This window comes from Halarchaeum nitratireducens (genome assembly GCF_014647155.1).
Taxonomy (GTDB): domain Archaea; phylum Halobacteriota; class Halobacteria; order Halobacteriales; family Halobacteriaceae; genus Halarchaeum; species Halarchaeum nitratireducens.
Map to the genome: position 1 here is coordinate 419,932 of NZ_BMOQ01000003.1, position 21,127 is coordinate 441,058.

Below are 21,127 nucleotides of genomic sequence, written 5' to 3' on the forward strand. Positions count from 1 at the left end.
CCCGGTTAGTGACTTCGGTCCCGCGATCGGTCTTCGCTCACGGGTCGCGTCGCTCCCCGTTCGCGTTTTCGTGGGCCCTCACGTTCGTTCGGCCCCACGCTCTCCCCCCAGCCTACAAGGCCACACCCGACGTCCACGGACGCATGAAGGAGTACGAGCGCAAGGGGCTCTTGGAGCGTATCGGACGCGAGTCCGCGACCGTCGGCGCGACGATCCCCGACGAGATCGCCCTCAGTGGCGAGTCGTTCCCCCTCCGCGAGTTCGTCTTCGAGACGAGCGGGCTCGATCGGATCCCCCCCGAGCGCCGCGAGGAAGTCGAGGACGCGAAACGCACGCTCCGACGCGCGCGCCGCGAGCGCGTTGAGCGCTTGGAGGAGGCCGAAATCGACTACGCGGAGGGCGAGACGCTCGCCGACGAGGTCATCGGCATCGATCGCGCGCTCAACGCGCTCGAATCGCTCGACACCGCGGACATCGAACGCGAGATCGAGGCGAAGGAGGCCGCCGACACGAAACGCTGGCACACCTTCCTGAAGAAGGCGCTCGGACGCGACGACGACGGCTCGCGGGGCCGCGGCCGCGGTCGCGGGAACGGCGTCGGCGGTGCCGGACACGGCGGGGGGCGACGGTGAGCCGGAACGCCGAGGTCGCCGCCGTCCTCGATGAGTACGCCGACCTGCTGGAGGCGATGGGCGACGACTACCGCCCGAGCGTCTACCGGCGCGCCGCCGACAACGTCCGCGATCACCCCGAGGCCATCGAGGACCTGGTCGACGAGGGGGCCGACGCGGTCGAACGGATCGACGGCGTCGGTGAGGGGATCGCGGATCACGTCGTCGACTACGTCGAGACGGGCTCCTTCGCGGAACTCGAGGACGCGCGTGACGAACTCCCGGTCGAGATGGACGCCCTGACGCGCGTCGAGGGGGTCGGGCCGAAGACCGTCAAGAAGCTCTACGACGCGCTCGGCGTGACGACCCTCGACGACCTCGAAGACGCGGCAGAGAGCGGCGAGATCAGCGGGGTCTCGGGGTTCGGCGCGAAGACGGAGGCGAACATCCGCGAGGGCATCCCGTTCGCCCGTCAGGCCGGCGAGCGCGCCCTCCTCGGCGAGACGCGCCCGCTCGCCGACGACGTGGTCGACCATCTCGAAACGCACGACGCCGTGGAGCGCGCGGCGATCGCGGGCTCGATCCGCCGGTGGCGCGAGACGAACGGCGACGTGGACGTCCTCGCGGCGAGCGACGCGGGTCAGCGCGTCGGCGATCACCTCGCCGACTGGGAGCGCGTCGGCGACGTCATCGAGACGGGCGAGACGAAGACCTCGGTGCGCGTCGACGGCCTGCGCGTCGACCTCCGCGTCGTCGTCGACGCCGAGTTCGGCGCGGCGCTCCAGTACTTCACGGGCTCGAAGGCCCACAACGTCACGCTGCGCAACCACGCCATCGCACAGGGCAAGAAGGTCAACGAGTACGGCGCCTTCGATATTGCTGACGTCGACGACCCCGACGCGGGCCAGCGCGTCGGCGACCTGCTCGCCGCCGAGACCGAGGCGGGCGTGTACGACGCGCTCGGCCTGCCGTGGATCCCGCCGGAGCTCCGTGAGGATCGCGGGGAGATCGACGCCGCGCGCGAGGGGGCGCTTCCGGACCTCGTCGCCGAGGACGACCTCCGGGGCGACCTCCACGTCCACACCGACTGGTCCGACGGCGGGCACTCGCTCCGCGAGATGATCGAGGCCGCGGCCGAGTTCGGCCACGATTACGTCTGCATCACCGACCACGCCGAGGGTCCGGGCGTCTTCGGGGACTCCGGACTGAGCGACGCCGACCTCCGCGAGCAGATGGACGCCGTCGACGACGTCCGAGACGACGTCGCCGTCGAGGTGCTCCACGGCGTCGAGGCGAACGTCGACGCCGACGGCGACGTGGGCTCGGTGAGCGACGACGTCCTCGCCGATCTCGACCTCGTGATCGCCTCCCCCCACTCGGGGTTGGGAGACGACGGCGGCGATCGCACCGCCCGCCTCGTCGCGGCCGTCGAGCACCCGCGCGTCGACGTCCTCGGACACCCCTCGGGTCGCCTGCTCACCGAGCGGCCGGCGATGGCGTTCGACGCCGCCGCGCTCGCCGCCGCGGCCGCCGACGCCGGGACGGCGCTCGAGGTGAACGCCAACTACCACCGCCTCGATCTGTGGGGGACCGCGGTCCGGGCGGCCGTCGACGCCGGCGCGACCATCGCCGTCGATACCGACGCGCACTCGCCCGCGGAGTACGCCCAACGACCCTACGGCGTCCACACCGCCCGGCGCGGGTGGGCCGAAGCCGGCGACGTGCTGAACGCGCGCGACGCCGACGGGCTCCGCGCGTTCCTCGACTGATGGCGGGCAACGGCGACGGCGACGGACCGCTGCTGCTCGACGTCATGCTCGGAACGCTCGCGCGCGTCCTCCGCATGTGCGGCTACGACGCCGCGTACGCCCTCGATCGCGGCGTCGAGGACGACGATCGGCTGCGCGAGATCGCGGCCCGCGAGGGACGCACGCTCCTCACGCGCGACGAGGAGCTGGCGCGGCGCACGCCGGAGAGCGTCCTCTTACGGACGCGCCACGTCGACGACCAGCTCGCGGAGCTCGACGAGCGCGGGTTCGCCCTCTCGCTCCCCAACGAACCCGAGCGGTGTGCGTCCTGCAACGGCCGGCTGGCGGACGCCGATCCGCCCCATCCCGAACACGTCCCCGACGACGCGGAGCGCGTGTGGCGCTGCGTCGACTGCGGACAACGCTACTGGACGGGGAGCCACTGGGACGACGTCCGAGCGCGGTTGGCGTCGCTCTGACGCCCTACTCTCGCGTCCACTGCTCGCAGGCGTCCATGTCGTCCATGAGCTCGTCGTGGTAGCCACAGTACGGTCGGATGTCGCCGTCGTCGGTCCGGACGTAGTCGAAGTGGGTACAGCTCCCGCAGTAGCGGTCGGGACCGACGTCGGGTTCCGACTCCGACGATTCGGCCTCGCGCTCCCCGTTCGGGACGTCCCGAACGTCCGGCGTCGTCGCGCCGCCGTCGGATGTCGGCCGTGGACCGTGGTCCTCGCGCTCGACGCCGCCGAAGACGCCGACGCCGCCGAACGAGCCCGTGTCGTCGCCCGAGACCGCGGTGCGCGCGTCGAGGTCCTCGCGGGGTACCTCGACGGTCCTCGTCCGCCCGTCCTCGGTGACGGTGAGGGTGACGGTTCCGCCGGGGGCGTTTCGGGTCTTGAACGTGGCGACGGCGGTGAACAGACACCAGAAGATGACGATGAGCGCGAAGACGTAGACGAGCGCGCCGGCGAGCGCCGTCGTCGAGGGGACGGAGCCGCCGCCCGCGTACCACCGCGTCGGGTAGGCATAGCGGAGGACGAGCGTCCCGGCGACGGCGACGAGCGCGCCCGCGGCGGCCGCGACGCGGTAGAACCGACTCGCTGGCAGGACGGTGAAGACGCCGACGAAGATGGCGGGGACGCCGAGGCACCCGAGCGTCAAGCCGAGTTCGCGCGCGGCGAACTTCGCGGCCGTCGAGGGGGTCGGCCCCATCACGAGGTGGGTCGCCCCGGCGAGGATGCCGGCGACCACGAGCAGCGCGCCCGCCCCGAAGAGCGCGGTCCCCGCGTAGACGCGACGCTGGCTCGCGCCGTTGGCGTCGCGCTGATACGCGTCCGCGAGGCTGGTCATACCTCCACATACGACCCCGAGCGTAAAAACGGTACGTCAGACGCCGGTCCCCGGGCGCGCGCACCGAAAGCCCTAATCGGCGGCCCGCCGACACCTCACGTATGGCAGACGACGACGAGGAGGCGGCGGAGCCCGCGGTCGAACTCGGTCCGGGCGCTCCCGTCGAGGGCGCGCCGATCGCGCGCGTCGCCTCGCGTTTCACGTGGGGGATCCAGCGGAGCGAGATCGTCCGCCGCGACGGCGAGACGACGATTCGGACGCCGACGGGTCCCCGGCGTCTCGCGGACGTCCTCGCGCACTGCGACGTCCCGTACTTCGAGTCGCGCCGCGAGTTCGTCGAGACGGTGCGCGAACAGATCGGCGACGGGCCGGTGCCCGCGGGCGCGGCGGGCGACGAGACGGCGACCGACGCCGACGCGGAAAGCGACGACGGTGCGGACGGCACTGCGGACGCGGAAAGCGACGACGCCGGGGAGTAACGACCGATCCGATCCGATCCGATCCGATCCGATTCTCGCGTCTCAGCCGAGCAGGCCCGAGGCCTGCTGGAGCTGATCGCCGTACGCGATGGAGACGTAGAGCAGTCCGAACTGCGTCGCGTTGTACGCGCCGTGGACGAGCGCCGGGACGGTGAGGTTGCCGGTGTACTCGTAGAGGCCGCCGAGGACGAGCGAGATGACGAAGAGCGCGCCGATCGTGACGACCCGTCCCGTGAGCGCGCCCGAGAGCGACGTGAAGTGAACGCTGGCGAAGATGAGGCTGGCGAGCACGACCGCGGGGACGCGTCCGAAGCGCTCGCGGAGCGTCCCCTGAACGACGCCGCGGAAGAGCAACTCCTCGCCGGGTCCGACGAGGAGGAAGGAGAGCGGGACGAGGACCAACAGGACCTCGGGATGTTCGAGACCGTAGTTCGCCACCTCGTTGCTCGCCGTCGGCGCGTTCGCCGACTGGAGGACGAGCGAGATGACGACGAGCGCACCGAGCGCGCCGAGCCAGCCCGCGACGGCGAGCCCGACCTCGCGGATCGTCGGGACGCGGAAGGTGATGAACCGACCCGGGTCGTCGCGGTAGTTCGCGTAGGCGTACGCGACCGTGCCGAACGCGACGCCCTGCAGGAGGACGACGCTGAGGACGATGGAGAGCGACGGCGTGAGCGTGAACCCGGCGAACCGGACGCCGGCGGCCGCGGCGAGCGTGAGCGCGAAGCCGAAGGCGAGGCCGCCGAGTCCGACGCCGGTCGCCAGCGCGAACGTCTTCGCCTGTGCCCCGCGATCGGGGGCTGCGGAGGGACGTGCCATTAGCGTGCGGTTGGAGCGGGGCCCACAAAGGTACTCCTCTCTGCGCACGCCCCGAGCGCGACGCGCGACGTCACCGCCCGTCCCCTCGCGGCGGCGCGTCGCCCGGGGCCCGTTCGCTCTCGTCGCGGTCGCTCCCGTCGTCCTCGGCGCGATCGCGTCCGTCGTCCTCGTCGTCGCCCACGCGATCGCGGAGGGCGTCGACTTCGCGTTCGAGCTCTTCGAGACGCTCGTCGCGCCGCGAGGAGCGCGCGAACAGATAGCCGCCGCCACCGAGCAGGAGGAGCGTCGGGATGCCGAAGACGCAGGCGGCGATGAGGAGGATCACGAGCAGTTCTATCCCACCGGGGAACCCGCCGAGGAAGGCCGGCGCGGGCGGAGCGAGCGCGTGGAGGGCGTTCATACACGTCCGTAGTGCGCCGTCCGTTGTAAGTCTTCTACGCCCAATCGTCCAGTCCGGTCTGGAGGCCGGCGACCATCGTCGACTTCCGGCGGAGCGCCGCGAGGCTCACGGGGAGGTGCTCGGCGAGGTCTCGAACCGCGCCGTGGAGCGTCTCGGCGTCGGCGGCCTCGCGCTCGAAGGCGTGCCGGACGCTCTCTCTGACCTGCCAGACGCCGACGGGCGCCCAGTAGTCGTCGCTCACTTCGCGGAGGACGAGCGCCTTCGCCTGCCGGCCCCGCTCCGCTAAGTGTTCGAGGACGCCGAGCCGGGCGGCGTAGTACGCGCCCGCCGTCTCCTCGACGTAGCCCGAGCGCCCCTCGTATCCCTCGCTCGCGGCCGCCATCCAGACGTCCCCCGAGGGATCGGGGTTCCAGACGCTCCCCGGAGACTTCATCTCGACGAGCTCGAACTCCCAGCTCCCGGGCGCGAGCACGACCCAGTAGCGATTCCCCATGTACTCGTTCAATCGCACCTCGACGCCGTCGACGCTCGGCGCGTCGCGGATCTGCCCGCGGAGGTATTGCCCGACGGTGTCGTCGACGGCCGTGATCGACCAGCGCGTCGGGACCAGTCTCCTGTTCTCGCCCTGTCCGAGCGCGCCGACGGAGAGCACGCGGTTGACGTCGTAGACGTCGAGACCGTGCTCGTAGAGGTAGACCATCGCGCCCTGCGCGCGCCAGTCGTCGTCCTCAAGGGTCTTCTCGACCGCGCGCGGGACGTGAGGGTTCTCGGTCAGGTCGGCCGATTCGACGGACGCGTTCGGCCCGCTCGGCGCGTTCGCCGTCGGCTGGGCGTACTGGTCGGGATCGAAGTCGGGCGTCGAGGCGAGGCCGATCTCGACGTCCACCGGCCGGTCCGCGATGGCGACCTCGCGTTGCGTGCCGACGAAGCCGTCCCAGACGTCCTCGACGTTCACGTCCGCCGAGCGCCGGGAGTTCAGTAACCCGGTCCGGTACTGGAGGACGTTGTCGATGCCGAGGCCGCGCTCGTACCACGCACCGCTCGTCGCGTAGTCGTCCGCGTCAGCCCCCGACTCCTCGGCGACGGGCGAGAGGATACCGGCGGAGACGTTCGGGTACGACGAGCGGCCGACGAAGACCGAGGGGGCGGTCGCCCCGTAGAGCGAGTCGCCCTGTTTGACGGCCTCGAAGGAGGCGCGCGCGTCGTCGAGGTAGTCCGTGATCGCGTAGGACTTCTCCTCGGCGAGTTTCCGCCGCTCGTACTCCTCGTCGGGCTTCAGCCCCTCGACGTAGTCGTCAAGCCGCATCGCGACGGGGTTGGGCCGCGGCGGGCTTAAGCCCACGGCCCGCACGCGACTGTCGGATTGGATCTACGTGGCGATATACGGGACAATATACACAAATCGTACGGTAATTGGGGGAATACTACGCTAGTACACCATGAGAACGATCAAATTACCGAACGTACAGCCGATAGTTATTAGTGGGTGTGGCACACAGTACGTCGTGAAGGACGATGGCTACGATCACACACCTCGCGACGCAACTCCTGTCCGATCCCACGGATCACGACTTCGAATGTCGGCTCTGCGGGCAGGCGTACGAAGCGCCGCGGGAGAACTGCCCGGCCTGCGGGAGCCTCGACATCGAGGCCCGTTGAGACACTCATGGAGTCGAACGAGACACACACCGACAGAACCGCACACCGACCGATGCCATATCGACCATCGACTCCCACGTATCGACGGGCCGCCCACGCGGCACCCGCACGCCGCCCATCCGCGGAGGTGAGTCGTCACTGATCAACCACGGCGGTACGACGATCACCGACGCGACGTCAGTCGAGCAGTCGGTGACCTGCGCCGGGCGCCTCGACGCGCCCTACCCTGCCATTGTTTTCCGGTTCCATGCTGCGACCCCCACGCGGGGGTCGCGTGCTCAGTCTCAGTCCGCCTTCGCCTGCCAGTCGCGGACTCGCTCGGCGCTGACGCCCTCGACGGTCTCGGCGACGCCCTCCGCGTCCGCGTCCGCGAGATCCGCGAGGTCCTTGATACCCGCCTCGGCGAGCTTCTCCTTCGTCTTCGGGCCGATCCCGTCGATCCCGTCGAGGCCCCGTCGCGCCCGGTACTCCTCGTAGTTGCAGATCGGACAGCCGAGCTCCCACGGCTCCTCGCTGCCCTCGTCGTGGACGACGAGCTCGGGGAGGTCGTGCTCCTCGCAGTACTCGTCCGTGACCTCGATCTCGCCCCGCCGCGGGAGCGGGAGCGAGTACTCGCAGTCCGGGTAGCGCGTACAGCCCACGAGGCGCGACCCCGACTGGAGCTTCCGGATGGCGAGCTCGCCGCCGTGTTCCTCGTTACACGCGGGACACGGCCCGATGATCCGGTCCTCCGTCTCCGCGGCCTCCTCCGCCGCGCAGAGCGGGCAACCGTGGACGAACGTGTTCCGCCCGGCGAGCATCTTCACCTCGTTGAGGCCGTGCTCCTCGCACTCCGCGTCGAGCACGACCGGCTCGCCCGTCGACGGGAGCGGGAGCGTGAACCGACACTCCGGGTAGCCGTCGCAACCGACGAAGTACGACCCCTGTCGGCTCCGGCGCACGAGCAGGTCGGAGCCGCACTTCGGACACGGCCCGAGGCGCTTGTCGGCCTTCAGCGACTCGCGGAGGTGTTCGCCGATCTCCTCGCGCGATTCGTCGAGCGCCTCGAAGACGCGATCCAGGATCTCGCGGGACTCCTCGGTCACCGAATCGAGGCTCGTCTCGCCCTCCGCGATCGCCGTCATGTCGGCCTCGAGTTCGGCCGTCATCTCCTCGGAGACGACGAGGTCCGCGTACTCCTCGGCGGCCTCCACGACCGCCATCGCCAGCCGCGTGGGTCGGGGCGGATCGTTCTCGATGTACCCCCGGTCGTAGAGCTTCTCGATCACGTTGTGTCTGGTCGATTTCGTCCCGATCCCCATCTCCTCCATCGTCTCGATGAGCCGCGACTGGCCGTACCGCCGGGGCGGCTGGGTCTGCTTCGCCTCGATTCGGGCGTCCGCGATGGCCAGCTCCTCGCCCTCCGTGACGTCCGGGACGTGGTTCTCGTCCGTTCCGTAGTAGGGGTAGACCGCGTGATACCCCTCCTCGACGAGGCGGCGGCCGTTCGCCTTCAGACGCTCGCCGTCCGCGTCCGCCACCACGCGGAGGTGCTCCCACTCCGCGGGCTCGGCGAGCGTGGCGAAAAAGCGCCGCACGACGAGTTCGTACACCTCCCACTCGTCCTCCGAGAGGTCGCCCTTGCTCGGGAGGTCGGCCGTCGGGTGGATCGGCGGGTGGTCCGTCGTCTCCTCGTCGCCCCGCGTCGCCGTCAGCTCGTCGAGCCCTTCGAGCAGCTCGACCGACTCGGCGAAATCGCGCTGTGCGGAGAGGGCGTCCAACAGGTCGGCGGGGTCGAGGTCCTCAGGGTAGACCGTGTTGTCGGTGCGCGGGTAGGTGATGTACCCCGCGGTGTAGAGGTCCTCCGCGATGCTCATCGCGCGGCCCGCGGCGTACCCCAGCGAGCTCGCGGCGCGGATGAACTGCGTCGTGTTGAACGGCGCGGGCGGGTCGTCCGTCCGCGTGCGACGTCGGACGGACTCGACGACCGCCGTCGCCGCCTCGCGCAGGACGTCGAAGGCCGCGTCGGCGTCGTCCTCGTTCCAGACGCGCTCGGCCTCGTTGTCGTCCTCGTCGAGGTAGAAGTACTGGGCCTCGAAGCTCGCCTCGTCCTTCTCCAGGTCGGCGAACAGCTCCCAGTAGTCCTCGGGATCGAACGCCTCGATCTCCCGCTCCTTGTCGACGATGAGCTTCAGGGTCGGGGACTGGACCCGACCGACGGAGATGAAGTCGTCGCCGACCTGCCGCGCGGAGAGCGAGAGGAAGCGCGTGAGCGCCGCCCCCCAGATCAGGTCGATGATCTGTCGGGCCTCGCCCGCCGCCGCGAGGTCGAAGTCGAGGTCGTCCGGGTCCGCGAACGCCGACTTCACCTCGTTCTCCGTGATCGAGGAGAAGCGCACTCGCGAGACCGGGACGTCTTCGTTGGCCTCGCGGACGAGCTCGTAGGCCTCCTTCCCGATGAGCTCGCCCTCGCGGTCGTAGTCGGTGGCGATGATGACCGAGTCGGCCTCCCCCGCGAGGCGCTTGAGGACGTTCACGATGGACTCCTGCGTCGGCGTCTTCGTCACCGGGGCGTCCGCGAGCTCCGCCGGCTCGACGTCCCGCCAATCGCTGTACTCCGGGGGGAAATCGACGCCGACGACGTGTCCGGAGAGGCCGATGCACCGCCGGCCGCCCCACTCGTAGACGTCGACGCCCCCGCTACGCTCTGTGGACGCGCCGCCGTCGCTCAGGATGTCGGCGATGCGACGGGCGGCGTTGTCCTTCTCTGTGATGATGAGTTCCACGGTGGGTATCCCGCCCTCGCGGCGGGTCGATACTCACCGGTATGCCGGACGGGCTTCTAAACCTTTCGGGCCCGAAACGCGCGTTTTCGCGCGCCTGAGGGCGTGTACGCGCTTCCGCGTACGCCGGTGTGCGCACTCGATCGCGCGCCCGCGAGGTGATGGATACTTGGGGACGGCCGACCCAGGGGACGCCATGGCCCTCACGTTCCGCCGCTTCGGCTATCTCGGCGCGTTCCTCCTCGTCCTCGCCGCCGCGTTCTTCGCCGTCTTCGGGGCACCAGCCCTCGACGGTGCCACCGGCGTCCAGCTCGCCGTCTTCGTCGTCGCGGGCGTCTTCGAACTCCTCGGCGGTGTCCCGAACCCGATCCGCGAACGCGTCGGCGCGCTCCGGCTCGTTGGGGTCGGTCACGTTTGTCTCGGCGCGTCGATGTGCCTCGGTGCGCTCACCGGTCAGGGACTGCTCTTTCGCGGCCTGTTCGCGCTCTCCGGGCTCGTCCTCGTCGCCTTCGGCGTCGACTACCTCCGCGGCGGCACCTACTTCGAGACGCCCGAAGCGTAGGCCGCCCCGGAGGCCGTGCTAGTGACGTCCCCGTCGCCGCCTGCGTGTGAACGCAGTACGAATAGTAGAGGAGCCGCGCCGGCGGCCCCGAGGCGAACCCGGCGGATCAGTAGATGAGCTCCTCGTCGTTCTCGACCATGTAGAGCGTCCGCGCGGCGATGTTCACCGCGTGGTCGCCGACGCGTTCGAGGTCGCGGACGGTGAGGAGCATCCGGGAGACGTCCTGCATGAGCGCCTCGACGTCGTCCTCGCCGTCGTCGGCGTCGAGTTCGGTCTCGATGAGGTCGCGGACGACGGTCTGGGAGGCGCGCTCGCAGAGCTGGTCGAGCTCGTCGTCGCGCGCGGCGATGTCGTAGCAGGCCTCGTCGTCGCGGGTCTCGTAGGCCGCCATCGCGTCCTCGAGCATCTCCACGGTGAGGTCGCCGATCGCGTTGATGTCGACCTCGGGGAACATGTCCTGTTGGGAGTCGAGGGTGTGCTCGCCGAGGTTGACCGCGAGGTCCCCGACGCGTTCGAGGTCGGTGATGATCTTGAACGAGGAGGCGATGAGACGGAGGTCCCCGGCGACGGGCTGTTGAAGCGCGAGCAGGTCGATGCAGTCCTGCTCCAACTCCAGGTAGAGGTCGTTGATCTCGTCGTCGCCGTCGATGACTTCCATCGCGGCTTCCTCGTCCTTTTGCTCCATCGCTTCGAGCGCGAGCCGGAGGCGGTCGATGACGACCTCGCTCATGTAGAGGACGTCCTCTTGCATGTCCGCCAGTTGCGCTTGGTAACTTTCGCGTGGCATGGCTGTGGGTGTGCGTGGGGTCTTGTAAAGCGTTCGGGGGATTACCCGAACTTACCGGTGATGTAGTCCTCGACGCGCTGACTCTGCGGGTTCTCGAAGATCTGGTCGGTGTCGCCGTACTCGACGAGCTCGCCGCCGGTGAGGAAGACGGCCGTCTGATCCGAGATACGCGCGGCCTGTTGCATGTTGTGCGTGACGATCACGACGGTGTACTCCTCGGCGAGGTCCTCGACGAGGTCCTCGATCTTCGAGGTGGCGATGGGGTCGAGGGCGGACGCCGGCTCGTCCATGAGCAGGACGTCCGGGCCGACCGCGAGCGCGCGGGCGATGCAGAGACGCTGTTGTTGCCCGCCGGAGAGCCCGAGGGCGTTGTCGTCGAGCCGGTCGTGGACCTCGTCCCAGAGCGCGGCCCCGCGGAGACAGCGCTCGACGAGCTCTTCTTCCTCGTCGCGGTCGTCGCGGCCGAGGAGGCGGGCGACGAGCCCCGTGTCGATGTCGCCGTGCTTGCGCGGCCCGTAGGAGATGTTCTCTCGGATTGACTTCGGGAAGGGGTTCGGGCTCTGGAAGACCATCCCGATGCGTTTGCGCAGCTCGACGAGGTTGACGTCGTCGTCGTAGATGTTCTCGCCGGCGAACTCAACGGTACCTTCGACGCGCGCGGCGTCGATGCGGTCGTTCATCCGATTGAGACACCGGAGGAACGTCGATTTCCCACAGCCGGAGGGGCCGATGAGAGCGGTGACTGACTTCTCCGGGATGTCCATGTCGATGGACTGGAGCGCCTGATCGTTCCCGTAGAAGACGTCGAGGTCCTCCACCGAGAGGGCGGTCTCGCCGTCGAATTCGTATTCGAGCCACTCGTCGCGGATCTGTTCTTCGGTCTCTCCGGTCGTGGTTTGCGTTTCTATCTGGCTCATTGGCGGAGTTTCTTCCTGAAGTAGATACGCGTGGTGATGCCGATGGCGTAGAAGAACATGACGACGCACAGCAGGACGAGGGCGGTCCCCCAGCCGAACTCCTGACTCGCACCGACGCCGGCGGTGATGACGGCGAAGAGCTGGTAGGGGAGCGCGGTCGCCGGGCCGAGGAGCGCGTCGTTCGTGATGAACGGCGCGGTGGCGGTGAAGTGGAACGATCCGAGTACGCTCGGCGTGGACGCGGAGAACGGTTCGCGGACGAGCACGAGCAGGATCGGTGCGGTCTCGCCGGCGATCCGACCGATACCGAGGATGATCCCGGTGAGGACGCCCGGTATCGCGGCGGGGAGGACGACGCTCCGGATCGTCTGCCACTGAGTGACACCGAGCGCGGCGCTGGCGTCGCGGTACTCGTCTGGGACGTTCTGTAGGGCCTCACGGCTCGTGATGAGGACGAGCGGGAGGAGCATGAACCCCAAGACGAGTTGCCCGGTGAGGAGCGTGACGTCGTTCTGAATACGCGGGAGGAGGAACGCGAACGCGAAGAGGCCGTAGACGATGCTCGGCGTGCTCCAGAGGCCGTTGGTCGCGGTTTCGACGATCCGCGTGAAGCGACCTTGGTCGGCGTACTCGGTGAGGTAGACGGCCGCGCCGACCGCGAGCGGGACGGCGAAGACGACCGCGCCGACGACGAGCCAGACGGTGCCGACGATCGCCGGGAAGATCCCGTTGACGTCGTACTGAAGCCCGTAGCCGTTCAGGACGAACGGGAGCTTGAACGGCCAGAGCTGGGCGCCCTTCAGCACCTGATTGAGACCGTTCTGTACCACGAAGATGATGAGGAGCGCGAGGATGGCGAGAAGCGCGACCGCGTAGGTAGAGATGAGGGCGTACGCTCCCAGCTCGCGGCCGCGCGATCCGAACCCCTTCGAGGCGTTCGTTCCGGCCCAGACACAGAGGAGACTACCGACCATGGCGAACGCCGCGATGGCGATGGGACCGACGAAGGAAGCCGAGAACCCGTTCGGGCTCCACACCCACGACGGCCCGATGACGTCGGTGAGGACGACGAGTCCGACGACGAGTTCGAACGCGGCGACGGGGAGGGTGACGCCGAGATCCTCGGGAACGCCCAAGACGACGCCCGCAACGAGGACGGCAGCGACGAGACTCGTGGGGAACCACACGGTGGCTCCCGTACCGAGCGTCTGTGAGGCCGTGAGCCCGACACCGATGAACGCGATCGCGCCGAAGGCGAGCGCGGTGAACAGGCCCGTGGAGTCGTCGGGTTCGGTGTCGACGATACCGGTCGTCGAGAAGATTCCGACGGCGCAGAGGACGGCCGCGGCGAGGAGGTGACCGATGGAAAGCAGCGTCGCGTACTCGATGCCCGCTAGCGTGTCGGTGACGCTGATCCAGCGGAAGACGATCGCCCACCCGACGACGAACGCGATGGCGCCGAAGGTGGCCGGGATGACCGCGAGCTGATCGACTGCGGAGGTCTCGGCGACGATGTTCGCACGCTCGTCCCCGTAGCTCTCGCTCATTGCTCACCCCCCAGCGTCTGTTGCATCCGACGTTCGATGGTCTGGGAGACGATGCTGAGCGCGAGCACGACGATGAAGAGGACGACGCCGGCGGCGAACAGCGCGGAGAGCTGCATCGGCCGGCCGGCCGCGACCCCGTACTGGCTGGCGATCGCGGACGTGAGGGTGATGGTGTTGCCGAACACGTCGTACAGGGGTTCGGGGAGCGTCGTAACGTTGGCGAGGATGACCGTGGCGGCCATCGTCTCGCCGAGCGCACGTCCGACCCCGAGGATGACGGCGGCGGAGATCCCGGAGATCGCCGCGGGAATGGAGACGCTCTTCGTCGTCTGCCAGTCGGTCGAGCCGAGCGCGACCGACCCGTCTTTCATCGCGTTCGGGACTGCGTTGAGCGCGTCCTCGGAGACGGAGATGACTGTCGGGAGCGCCATCACGCCGATGACGAGCCCGACGATAAACAGGCTCCCAGTCGTCGGGAGCCGGAAGAGATCCATCATGTAGGAGTTGAGGACGACGAACCCGATGAATCCGTACACGATCGAGGGGATACCGGCGAGTAGCTCGATCGCTGGCTTAACTGCTTCTCGGACTGATTTGGGTGCGATCTCACTGATGAAGACGGCCCCGGCGACGCCGAGCGGCGCGGAGACGAGCGTCGCGATGATGGTGGTGATGAGCGTGCCCCACATCATCGTCGCGAGCCCGTATCGGTTCGCGTGCACGTCCCACGTCGAACTCGTGAGGAGCGAGGCGCCCATTCGTCGGGCGATGGGCACCGCCTGGACGAACAGATAGACGGTGATCACCCCGAGGATGACGAGCGTCGAGGCCGTAGCGAGGAACGTCAACGATCGCGCCGTTTCGGCCTGATACGTGAACCAGCCGTAGAGCGCGACGGCGGCGAACACGGCGGCCGGGAAGACGACGGCGCCCGGCCGTACGATGAACGCGGCGAACGCCGCGAGAAGTGAGAGCGCACCCACCAGCCCGGCGATGCGAGCCGACCAGTCGAGCTCGGCGACCGACCGGCTAACCGCCTGCGTGGTGGATGCTCCGGACATGCTGTGCCGTGAACGTTACTGTGGGTCCGGAAGCTTTGAAAGTTCCTCTTCCTGCCGAGAGTTGGAGAGAGTCGCGTAGCCGGCGGGGCCGACGAACTCGCCCTGCCCGTAGTCGTGCAGGAGCATGCGGAGGAACGCGGCCTCCTTGTCCGAGGTTCCCTCGTAGGTGTAGCAGTGGAGGTCACGCGCGAGCGGGTACCCCTCGTCCGAGAGGTTCTCTCCCGGCGTGTAGACGGTGCCGTCGAAGTTGAGAGCGATAGCGGGGACGTCGTTGGAGACGAACGCGAGCGCCATGTAGGCGATGGCGTTGTCGGAGTTCTTGACGGTAGTGGCGACCTGCTGATTCTCCCCCTTGCGGATGTCGACACCCGGCATCTCCGCGTCGCTGCTGCCGAGCATGTTGACGCGGAAGGAGGTGTCCGTCCCGGAACCGACGGCGCGGCCGACGGCCTGAATCTCCTTGTCGTCGCCCGTGTAGCCCTCGACCTCGGACCAGTTCGTGATTTCGCCCCTGTAGATACCTCGAACGGTGTCGGCGTCGAGCTGCTGGACGCCGTTGTCGTAGACGTACTTCGAGACGACGATGGGCTGGGCGTCGACGCCGACGACGTGGTTGACGAACTTGTCGAAGTCGACGTCCTCGAGCTCCGCTTGGACGTTGGCGGACGCGTCACCGATGTCGACTTGACCGTTCATGACTTTCGTGAGGCCCACCCCGGAGTGGCTGAGACCGATGGAGATTTTGAACGGCGGGTCGCCGCTCTCGTTGGTCTCGAAGCCGTACATGCCCGCCCAGTAGTCCGCCATCGCCTGATCCGTGCTGATGTCGTAGTCCTCGTACGGCCAGTACTCCGTGTCGGAGGCGGGCGGGTTGTAGTTCCAGATGGAGGCCGCCTTGTTCGTGATCGGGTAGACCGTCGAAGACCCATCCGCCGTCAACGGACCCGTGTCGGCCGACCCGGAACTAGACGTGCTGGTCGATTCCATCGTGCCCGTCGACGTGCTAGTCTCCCCGGAGGACCCCCCGCCGTTGCCCCCACAGCCGGCGAGGGCGGCGGCGCCCGTGACGCCGATGCCGCCGAGAACTTTCCGTCGCGAGACGCGCTTCCCGAAGCGTTTGAACTGCTTCGTCATCATCTGTGGGAACTCCATCCCCAAATAAATACTCTACTATTGTCTCTATATAGTTCTTGATAGCGGTCGGTAGATATCCGTGTCTTACCCGGGGTGTCATCGACCGCCTGGATCGCGCCTTGGGCCTTCAACGGGTCGTTTTCGGGCCGATAGGCGCACAGTCTCGACTCGCCGATTGGTGGGTATATAGATACGCGTAGATTTATGGTTGCGTGTGCCTGACCCACGGGTATGGAACGCCGCAAGGTGCAAGTCACCGGTGGCTCGACGTTCACCGTCTCGATCCCGAAGGACTGGGCCCGCGACCACGACGTCAGCGCCGGCGACGAGATCGCTTTCCACCCGGACAGCGGATCGCTGCTGCTCTCGCCCGTGAGCGACGACGAGACGCAACGCGGGACGTTCGACATCACCGGAATGGAGGGCGACGCGCTCACGCGCACGGTGATGACGATGTACGTCAGCGGCTTCGACATCCTCGTCCTCGAGGCGAGTCGTATCACCCCCGATCAGCGTCGGACCGTTCGAAACGCCACGCAGGGACTCGTGGGCCTCGAAGTCCTCGAAGAGACGAGCGACCGGATCGTCGTGCAGGACCTCCTCGATTCGAGCGAGCTCTCCGTGCACAACGCCGTCCGCCGGATGCGGCTCATCGCGCTCTCCATGCTCGACGACGCCGTCACCGCCCTCTGCGAGAACGACCACGACATGGCTGAGGACGTCATCGAGCGCGACGACGACGTCGATCGACTCTGGTTCGTCGTCTCGCGCATCTTCCGGGGATCACTGCGTTCGCCGCGCACCGCCCAGGAGCTCGGCGTCACGCGCGAGACGTGTTTCGACTACCACTCCAGCGCCCGCCAACTGGAGCGCATCGGCGATCACGCGGCGAAGATCGCCAACGTCGCCCTCGAACTCGACGAGCCCGTGCCGGCGGCCACCGCCGAGGCCCTCGGCGACCTCCACGGTGACGCCGCGGACATCGTCGATACGGCCATGGAGGCGCTGTTCGCGGAGGAGCGCGACGACGCGACCGAGCTCGCCAACCGCACCCGCGAGTCCGTCCTCGGGATCGACGAGCACGCGCGCGCCCTCGACGACCTCCTGCGCGACCTCGAACCCCACGAGGCCCAACACCTCGGGCTCGTCGTCGACTCGCTCTCACGGTGCGCGGACTACGGCGGGAACGTCGCCGAGACCGCGCTGCAGAAGGCCGCGCCCGCGCCCGACCTCTGAGTCCCGGCCGTCCGAGCCTCAGTCGTCAGTCGCGGTGACCGGGCCGTCGGCGTCGACGTCGGCGGCGTCGGTCTCGATACTCGGCGGGTATTTGCCGCGCTCGATCTTCAGATCGGAGAGCGGACGCGCCATGCAAGTGAGACAGTAGTCCTCGGCCTCCGCCTCGCTGAGACCGCGCGCGGCCGGCTGGGCGACCTCGCCCTCGACGATCTCGGCCGAGCAGGCCAGACACATCCCGACGCGACAGGAGTACTCCTGTGCGATCCCCTCGCGGAGGCAGGCCTTCAGGATCGTCTCGGTCTCCGAGACCTCGATGGTCTCGTCGCGCCCGACGAACTCGACGGTGTGGTCGGTCATGGAACGCGCTTGGACGAGCGCCGGTAAAACTCTTTATCGCGCCGTGTCCCCGCGCCGGCGACGGATTCGCGTCCAGAACGTCCGTAAAGAGTTTTCACGGCCCGTCACAATCACCGCGGTATGACTACCCACGAGTTCGACTTCGTCGTCGTCGGCGCCGGCACGTCCGGGTGCTACGCCGCCGCGACCGCCGCGAAGGCGGGCTACGACGTCGTCGTCGTCGAACGGAAGGACGCCGCGGAAGCGGGCCACATCGCTTGCGGGGACGCGCTGAAGGGCGCGGCGAACTTCCCGGACGCCATCCCCAAGTCCGAACTCGAACCCGCGTTCACCAACACCGGCGTCGACCACGGACGCTTCGAGATCCCACAAGAGGACACCGTCCTCGACATCCCGATCCCCGGCGAACTCGCCGTCATCGACCGCTGGAAGTACGGTCAGCGGATCATCGAGAGCGCGAGCGAGGCCGGCGTCGAGTTCCACTACGACACGGTCGTTCAGGACGTCGAGCAGGACCGCTCGGGCCGCGTCACCGGCGTGAGGGCCACCCGGAAGGGCGACGCGGTCACGTACGACGCGGCGTTCGTCGTCGACGCCGCCGGCTCGCTCTCGCTCCTCCAGGACACGGTCGACTTCAGCGAGTCGACCTTCGACACGAACGTCGACTACTCGCAGTTCTGCTCCGCCTACCGCGAGATCGTCGAGGTCCCCGAGCCGGTCGAGTGGGACGACGCCCTCGTGTTCAAGCCGACCGAGCGCGCCGCCGGCTACCTCTGGTACTTCCCGCGCACGGACACGGAGATCAACGCCGGCCTCGGCTTCCAGATGAACGAGGAGCCGATGCACCTCGTCGAGGATCTCAAACGCGACCTGCGGAACCGCGGGGAGTTCGCGGGCGCCGAAGTGAAGGACAAACTCGGCGCGGCGCTCCCGACCCGACGCCCGTACGACTCCGCGACCCACCCCGGCTACCTCGCGGTCGGTGACGCCGCCGGCCACGTCAACCCCACGACGGGCGGCGGGATCGCCGGCGCCGCGTACGCCGGGACGTACGCCGCCGAGGCCGCCATCGACGCCCTCGAAGACGGCGTCCACGACGAGGCCGCCCTCTGGTCGTACAACGAGCGCGTCATGGACCACTTCGGCGCGCGCTACGCCGCTCTCGACGTCTACAACGTCCTCTCGACGGCCGTCGACGTCGACGACCTGATGAGCCTGCTCGCCAGCCTACCCGGCAAACAGCTCAGCGAAGCGCTCTACGCCGGCACGTCGAGCTTCGGCGTCGGCCTCGCCGCGAAGGTCGCCGCGAAGAGCTTCGGCCACTGGGGACAGATCTACCAGATGTACCAGACGAAGCGCGTCGCCGACCGCCTCCTCGATCACTACGAGTCGTACCCGTCGAGCCCGGACGGCCTCGATCGCTGGCAGGCGCGCCGCGACGACATCATGGACGACGTCTACGAGGTCACGGGCGCGGACGCGAAGTACTGAGAGCCGCGCGGGACGCGGGGCCGGTCGCGGGCTCGGCCGGCCGGTTTCGTGTCGTTCCGAGGCTATTTATCCGCCCGACACACAGACGTGAGTCGTGAGTCACACGAACGACGACGAGACCACCGAGGACGTCGAGGCGGAACTCGACATGGCGGGCTCGTCCGGGCCCGACTTGGAGTTCCACGGCGGGGCCGCGGCGAGCGCGATCCCGCTCGGGGTCTTCGTCCTGTGGGCGGTTGTACAGAGCGGCCTGTTCGGGATCGGCGACACGACCGGGCTCGTGATCGGGATGCTGGTCGCGCTCGTCATCGGACTGTTCTTCGCCAAGGGCGACTGGTCGGCGTACGCGAACGCGATCTTCGAGGGGATGACCCAGCGCGTGGCCGCGACCGCGATCGTCGCGTGGCTCTGGGCGGGGATGTTCGCCCAGCTCCTCCAGGACGGCGGGTTCGTCACGGGCCTCGTTTGGGTCGCCCAGTCGCTTCCGGTGTCGCAGGCGACGCTGCTCGCCATCCTCCCGGCCGTGACGTTCATCCTCGCGGCGCTGCTCGCCACGGGGATCGGGACGGGCTACGGGACCGCCGTGACGTTCGTCACGACGTTCTTCCCGGCGACGGTGCTGCTCGGCGCGAACCCCGTCCTCATGTTCGGCGCGATCCTCTCCGGGGCGGCGTTCGGCGACAACCTCGCGCCCGTCAGCGACACGACGATCGTGAGCGCGGTGACGCAGGACGCCGACATCGGCGGCGTTGTCGCCTCGCGCTTCAAGTACGCGGTGACGGCGGCCGCGCTCGCGTTCGTCGCCTACCTGATCGCGGGCGCGACGATGTCCACGGGCGCGGGGAACGGCGCGCTCCCGAGCGGGAACCCGGTCGGGCTCGTCCACCTCGTCTCGATGGGCGTCGTCATCTACACCGCCGTCCGCGGCCGACACATCGTCGAGGCGATCACGTGGGGCATCCTCACCGCGATCGTCGCCAACCTGCTTCTCGGTCTCGAATCGCTCAACGGGATGCTCTCCTTCGTCGCGCCCGCGAACGCGCCGTTCGCGGAGGCATTCACGTGGCTCCCGATCCTCTCGATGGCGGGCCCCGACACCGCGTCGGGCGTCGGGGGTAGCCTCTACGTCGGCGCGTCGGGCTTCTTCCCGCTCATCGTCCTCACGCTCCTCATCGTCGCCGGCGCGCGGATCATGATCCGCGGCGGCGCGTTCGAGGCGATCCAGGACTTCCTGCTCTCGACGGCCGCGACCTCGGTGCGGCGCGCGGAGACGACGCTCGTCCTCGGGACAGCGCTCGTCAACGCCGCCATCACGATCAACACCGCGGCCGAGATCGCCATCTCCCCGTACGTCGCGCGCGTCGGCGAGTCGTTCAACATCAACGGCTACCGGCGGGCGAACATCCTCGACGCGAACACGTCCGCGCTCGGCTACATCTTCCCGTGGGCGGGCGGCGTCCTCGCCGGCTACTCGCAGATGCCGGCGCTCGTCGAGCAGTACGGCCCCGAGATGATCGTCAGCCCCGTGAACGTGGTGCCGTTCGTCTTCCACGGCTGGTTCCTCTTCGCGGTGTTCCTCGTCGCCGCGCTCACCGGGTTCGGCCTGGAGTACGTGCCGGACCGCGAGTCCGAGGAGGTGAGTCGCGTATGAACTGGACGAAGCTGACCGCCGGCTGGTCGTTCCGCACGAGCACGCCGAGCTTCGAGGAGGGCGACGAGTTCGTGGTGTTCGTCACGGACACCGACGACGGCGTGCGCGCCCGCGTCGGCGACACCGTGTTGACCGTGCACGGCGCGCCCGACGGAGCGCGCGAGGGAACGAAGATCGCGGTACGCGTCAGCGACTTCGACGACGCGGCCCACACGGGCGACGTCGAGTACCTGCGGACCGTCGGCGAATCGGCGTACTGAGGCGGCGGCGAGCGCCCGACGCCGGCCGTTTTTTCGATATGACGGAGAGAAGAACTTACGGAGACTCAAGGAGAAAGCCCCGTCCTTCAGGGTGGGGATGAATCCGACAGCGCCCCTACAATCCACCGCCGAGAGCAGGGCAGGATATTCCACGTCTAAACCATACGTTCAAGTAGGTTTGACTACATAGGTTACGTATGGCGAAAAGGGTCGTCACCCGCACCTACACTGCTTCCATCAGGAATCAGCCACAGGTGTCTGACGACCTTGATTCGCTCGGGTTCTCAGCCTCGAAA

General features: G+C 68.4%; 21 protein-coding genes. 10 read left to right on the plus strand and 11 right to left on the minus strand.

Annotation, left to right across the window (positions count from 1 at the left end; genetic code table 11):
- The first annotated feature begins 143 nt into the window (after positions 1-143).
- The 3 genes from IEX91_RS06780 to IEX91_RS06790 are packed head-to-tail and all read left to right on the plus strand — an operon-like array spanning position 144 to position 2,838.
- Positions 144-632: a DUF5788 family protein gene (locus IEX91_RS06780; protein ID WP_188877882.1), complete on the plus strand. Its 489-nt coding sequence runs from the start codon at positions 144-146 to the stop codon at positions 630-632.
- Complete coding sequence (locus IEX91_RS06785) at positions 629-2,380, plus strand: helix-hairpin-helix domain-containing protein (protein ID WP_188877883.1); 1,752 nt, start codon at positions 629-631, stop codon at positions 2,378-2,380. Before IEX91_RS06780 ends, IEX91_RS06785 begins: the two co-directional genes overlap by 4 nt.
- Positions 2,380-2,838 carry a Mut7-C RNAse domain-containing protein gene (locus IEX91_RS06790; protein ID WP_188877885.1) on the plus strand — a complete coding sequence of 153 codons (459 nt, stop codon included), beginning with the start codon at positions 2,380-2,382 and terminating at the stop codon, positions 2,836-2,838. The genes IEX91_RS06785 and IEX91_RS06790 overlap by 1 nt, the downstream gene beginning before the upstream one ends.
- A 4-nt stretch (positions 2,839-2,842) precedes the next feature.
- Here IEX91_RS06790 and IEX91_RS06795 read toward each other — a convergent pair whose 3' ends face one another.
- A complete protein-coding gene (locus tag IEX91_RS06795) occupies positions 2,843-3,709 on the minus strand; it encodes a DUF7139 domain-containing protein (RefSeq protein WP_188877886.1) in 867 nt (288 codons plus the stop codon).
- Positions 3,710-3,810: 101 nt separating this feature from the next.
- Between IEX91_RS06795 and IEX91_RS06800 the strand changes: the two genes are divergently transcribed.
- On the plus strand, positions 3,811-4,188 hold the full coding sequence (locus IEX91_RS06800) for a DUF5789 family protein (RefSeq protein ID WP_229772813.1): 378 nt from the start codon (positions 3,811-3,813) through the stop codon (positions 4,186-4,188).
- A gap of 42 nt (positions 4,189-4,230) precedes the next feature.
- On the opposite strand, the gene IEX91_RS06805 is transcribed toward IEX91_RS06800, so the two are convergent.
- From IEX91_RS06805 to nreA, 3 genes are all read right to left on the minus strand, one after another.
- The gene (locus IEX91_RS06805) at positions 4,231-5,007 is read right to left on the minus strand and encodes a CPBP family intramembrane glutamic endopeptidase (protein WP_188877887.1); all 777 of its coding nucleotides are present in this window, start codon (positions 5,005-5,007) and stop codon (positions 4,231-4,233) included.
- A 70-nt stretch (positions 5,008-5,077) separates the two neighbouring features.
- A complete protein-coding gene (locus IEX91_RS06810; RefSeq protein ID WP_188877888.1) occupies positions 5,078-5,407 on the minus strand; it encodes a preprotein translocase subunit TatA in 330 nt (109 codons plus the stop codon).
- Positions 5,408-5,441: 34 nt separating this feature from the next.
- The gene (nreA, locus tag IEX91_RS06815; RefSeq protein ID WP_188877890.1) at positions 5,442-6,713 is read right to left on the minus strand and encodes a DNA repair protein NreA; all 1,272 of its coding nucleotides are present in this window, start codon (positions 6,711-6,713) and stop codon (positions 5,442-5,444) included.
- A 209-nt stretch (positions 6,714-6,922) separates the two neighbouring features.
- Here nreA and IEX91_RS06820 point away from each other — a divergent pair, with 209 nt between their 5' ends.
- Positions 6,923-7,066, plus strand: a complete 144-nt coding sequence (locus IEX91_RS06820; RefSeq protein ID WP_188872596.1) for a PhlB family protein — start codon at positions 6,923-6,925, stop codon at positions 7,064-7,066.
- A 284-nt stretch (positions 7,067-7,350) separates the two neighbouring features.
- Here IEX91_RS06820 and IEX91_RS06825 read toward each other — a convergent pair whose 3' ends face one another.
- Complete coding sequence (locus IEX91_RS06825) at positions 7,351-9,831, minus strand: DNA topoisomerase I (protein WP_188877891.1); 2,481 nt, start codon at positions 9,829-9,831, stop codon at positions 7,351-7,353.
- Positions 9,832-10,024: 193 nt separating this feature from the next.
- On the opposite strand from IEX91_RS06825, the gene IEX91_RS06830 reads away from it, so the two are divergent.
- The gene (locus tag IEX91_RS06830; RefSeq protein WP_188877893.1) at positions 10,025-10,390 is read left to right on the plus strand and encodes a hypothetical protein; all 366 of its coding nucleotides are present in this window, start codon (positions 10,025-10,027) and stop codon (positions 10,388-10,390) included.
- Between the two features lie 106 nt (positions 10,391-10,496).
- Here IEX91_RS06830 and phoU read toward each other — a convergent pair whose 3' ends face one another.
- Genes phoU through IEX91_RS06855 form a run of 5 tightly spaced genes read right to left on the minus strand, consistent with a single transcriptional unit; the run spans position 10,497 to position 15,854 of the window.
- Entirely contained in the window at positions 10,497-11,177 is a 681-nt protein-coding gene (gene phoU / locus IEX91_RS06835; RefSeq protein WP_188877895.1) for a phosphate signaling complex protein PhoU, read from the minus strand.
- Positions 11,178-11,218: 41 nt separating this feature from the next.
- Complete coding sequence (pstB, locus tag IEX91_RS06840) at positions 11,219-12,094, minus strand: phosphate ABC transporter ATP-binding protein PstB (RefSeq protein ID WP_188877896.1); 876 nt, start codon at positions 12,092-12,094, stop codon at positions 11,219-11,221.
- Positions 12,091-13,641: a phosphate ABC transporter permease PstA gene (pstA, locus tag IEX91_RS06845; RefSeq protein ID WP_188877897.1), complete on the minus strand. Its 1,551-nt coding sequence runs from the start codon at positions 13,639-13,641 to the stop codon at positions 12,091-12,093. Before pstA ends, pstB begins: the two co-directional genes overlap by 4 nt.
- Positions 13,638-14,702, minus strand: a complete 1,065-nt coding sequence (pstC, locus tag IEX91_RS06850) for a phosphate ABC transporter permease subunit PstC (RefSeq protein WP_188877899.1) — start codon at positions 14,700-14,702, stop codon at positions 13,638-13,640. The genes pstA and pstC overlap by 4 nt, the downstream gene beginning before the upstream one ends.
- Positions 14,703-14,717: 15 nt before the next feature.
- On the minus strand, positions 14,718-15,854 hold the full coding sequence (locus IEX91_RS06855; protein WP_229772814.1) for a PstS family phosphate ABC transporter substrate-binding protein: 1,137 nt from the start codon (positions 15,852-15,854) through the stop codon (positions 14,718-14,720).
- A 213-nt stretch (positions 15,855-16,067) separates the two neighbouring features.
- On the opposite strand from IEX91_RS06855, the gene IEX91_RS06860 reads away from it, so the two are divergent.
- Positions 16,068-17,072 (plus strand): phosphate signaling complex PhoU family protein, encoded by a 1,005-nt coding sequence (locus IEX91_RS06860; RefSeq protein ID WP_188877900.1) that lies wholly within the window; start codon positions 16,068-16,070, stop codon positions 17,070-17,072.
- 18 nt (positions 17,073-17,090) lie between these two features.
- Here the strand turns inward: IEX91_RS06860 and IEX91_RS06865 are convergent, their stop codons facing one another.
- Positions 17,091-17,429, minus strand: coding sequence for a 2Fe-2S iron-sulfur cluster-binding protein (locus IEX91_RS06865; RefSeq protein WP_188877901.1), 339 nt, complete (start codon positions 17,427-17,429; stop codon positions 17,091-17,093).
- A gap of 120 nt (positions 17,430-17,549) precedes the next feature.
- Here IEX91_RS06865 and IEX91_RS06870 point away from each other — a divergent pair, with 120 nt between their 5' ends.
- The 3 genes from IEX91_RS06870 to IEX91_RS06880 all read left to right on the plus strand — a co-directional run bounded on the left by IEX91_RS06870 (position 17,550) and on the right by IEX91_RS06880 (position 20,831).
- The gene (locus IEX91_RS06870) at positions 17,550-18,920 is read left to right on the plus strand and encodes a geranylgeranyl reductase family protein (RefSeq protein ID WP_188877902.1); all 1,371 of its coding nucleotides are present in this window, start codon (positions 17,550-17,552) and stop codon (positions 18,918-18,920) included.
- A 148-nt stretch (positions 18,921-19,068) separates the two neighbouring features.
- The gene (locus tag IEX91_RS06875) at positions 19,069-20,571 is read left to right on the plus strand and encodes a Na+/H+ antiporter NhaC family protein (RefSeq protein ID WP_188877938.1); all 1,503 of its coding nucleotides are present in this window, start codon (positions 19,069-19,071) and stop codon (positions 20,569-20,571) included.
- A complete protein-coding gene (locus IEX91_RS06880; protein ID WP_188877904.1) occupies positions 20,568-20,831 on the plus strand; it encodes a DUF7513 family protein in 264 nt (87 codons plus the stop codon). Before IEX91_RS06875 ends, IEX91_RS06880 begins: the two co-directional genes overlap by 4 nt.
- Positions 20,832-21,127: the final 296 nt, after the last annotated feature.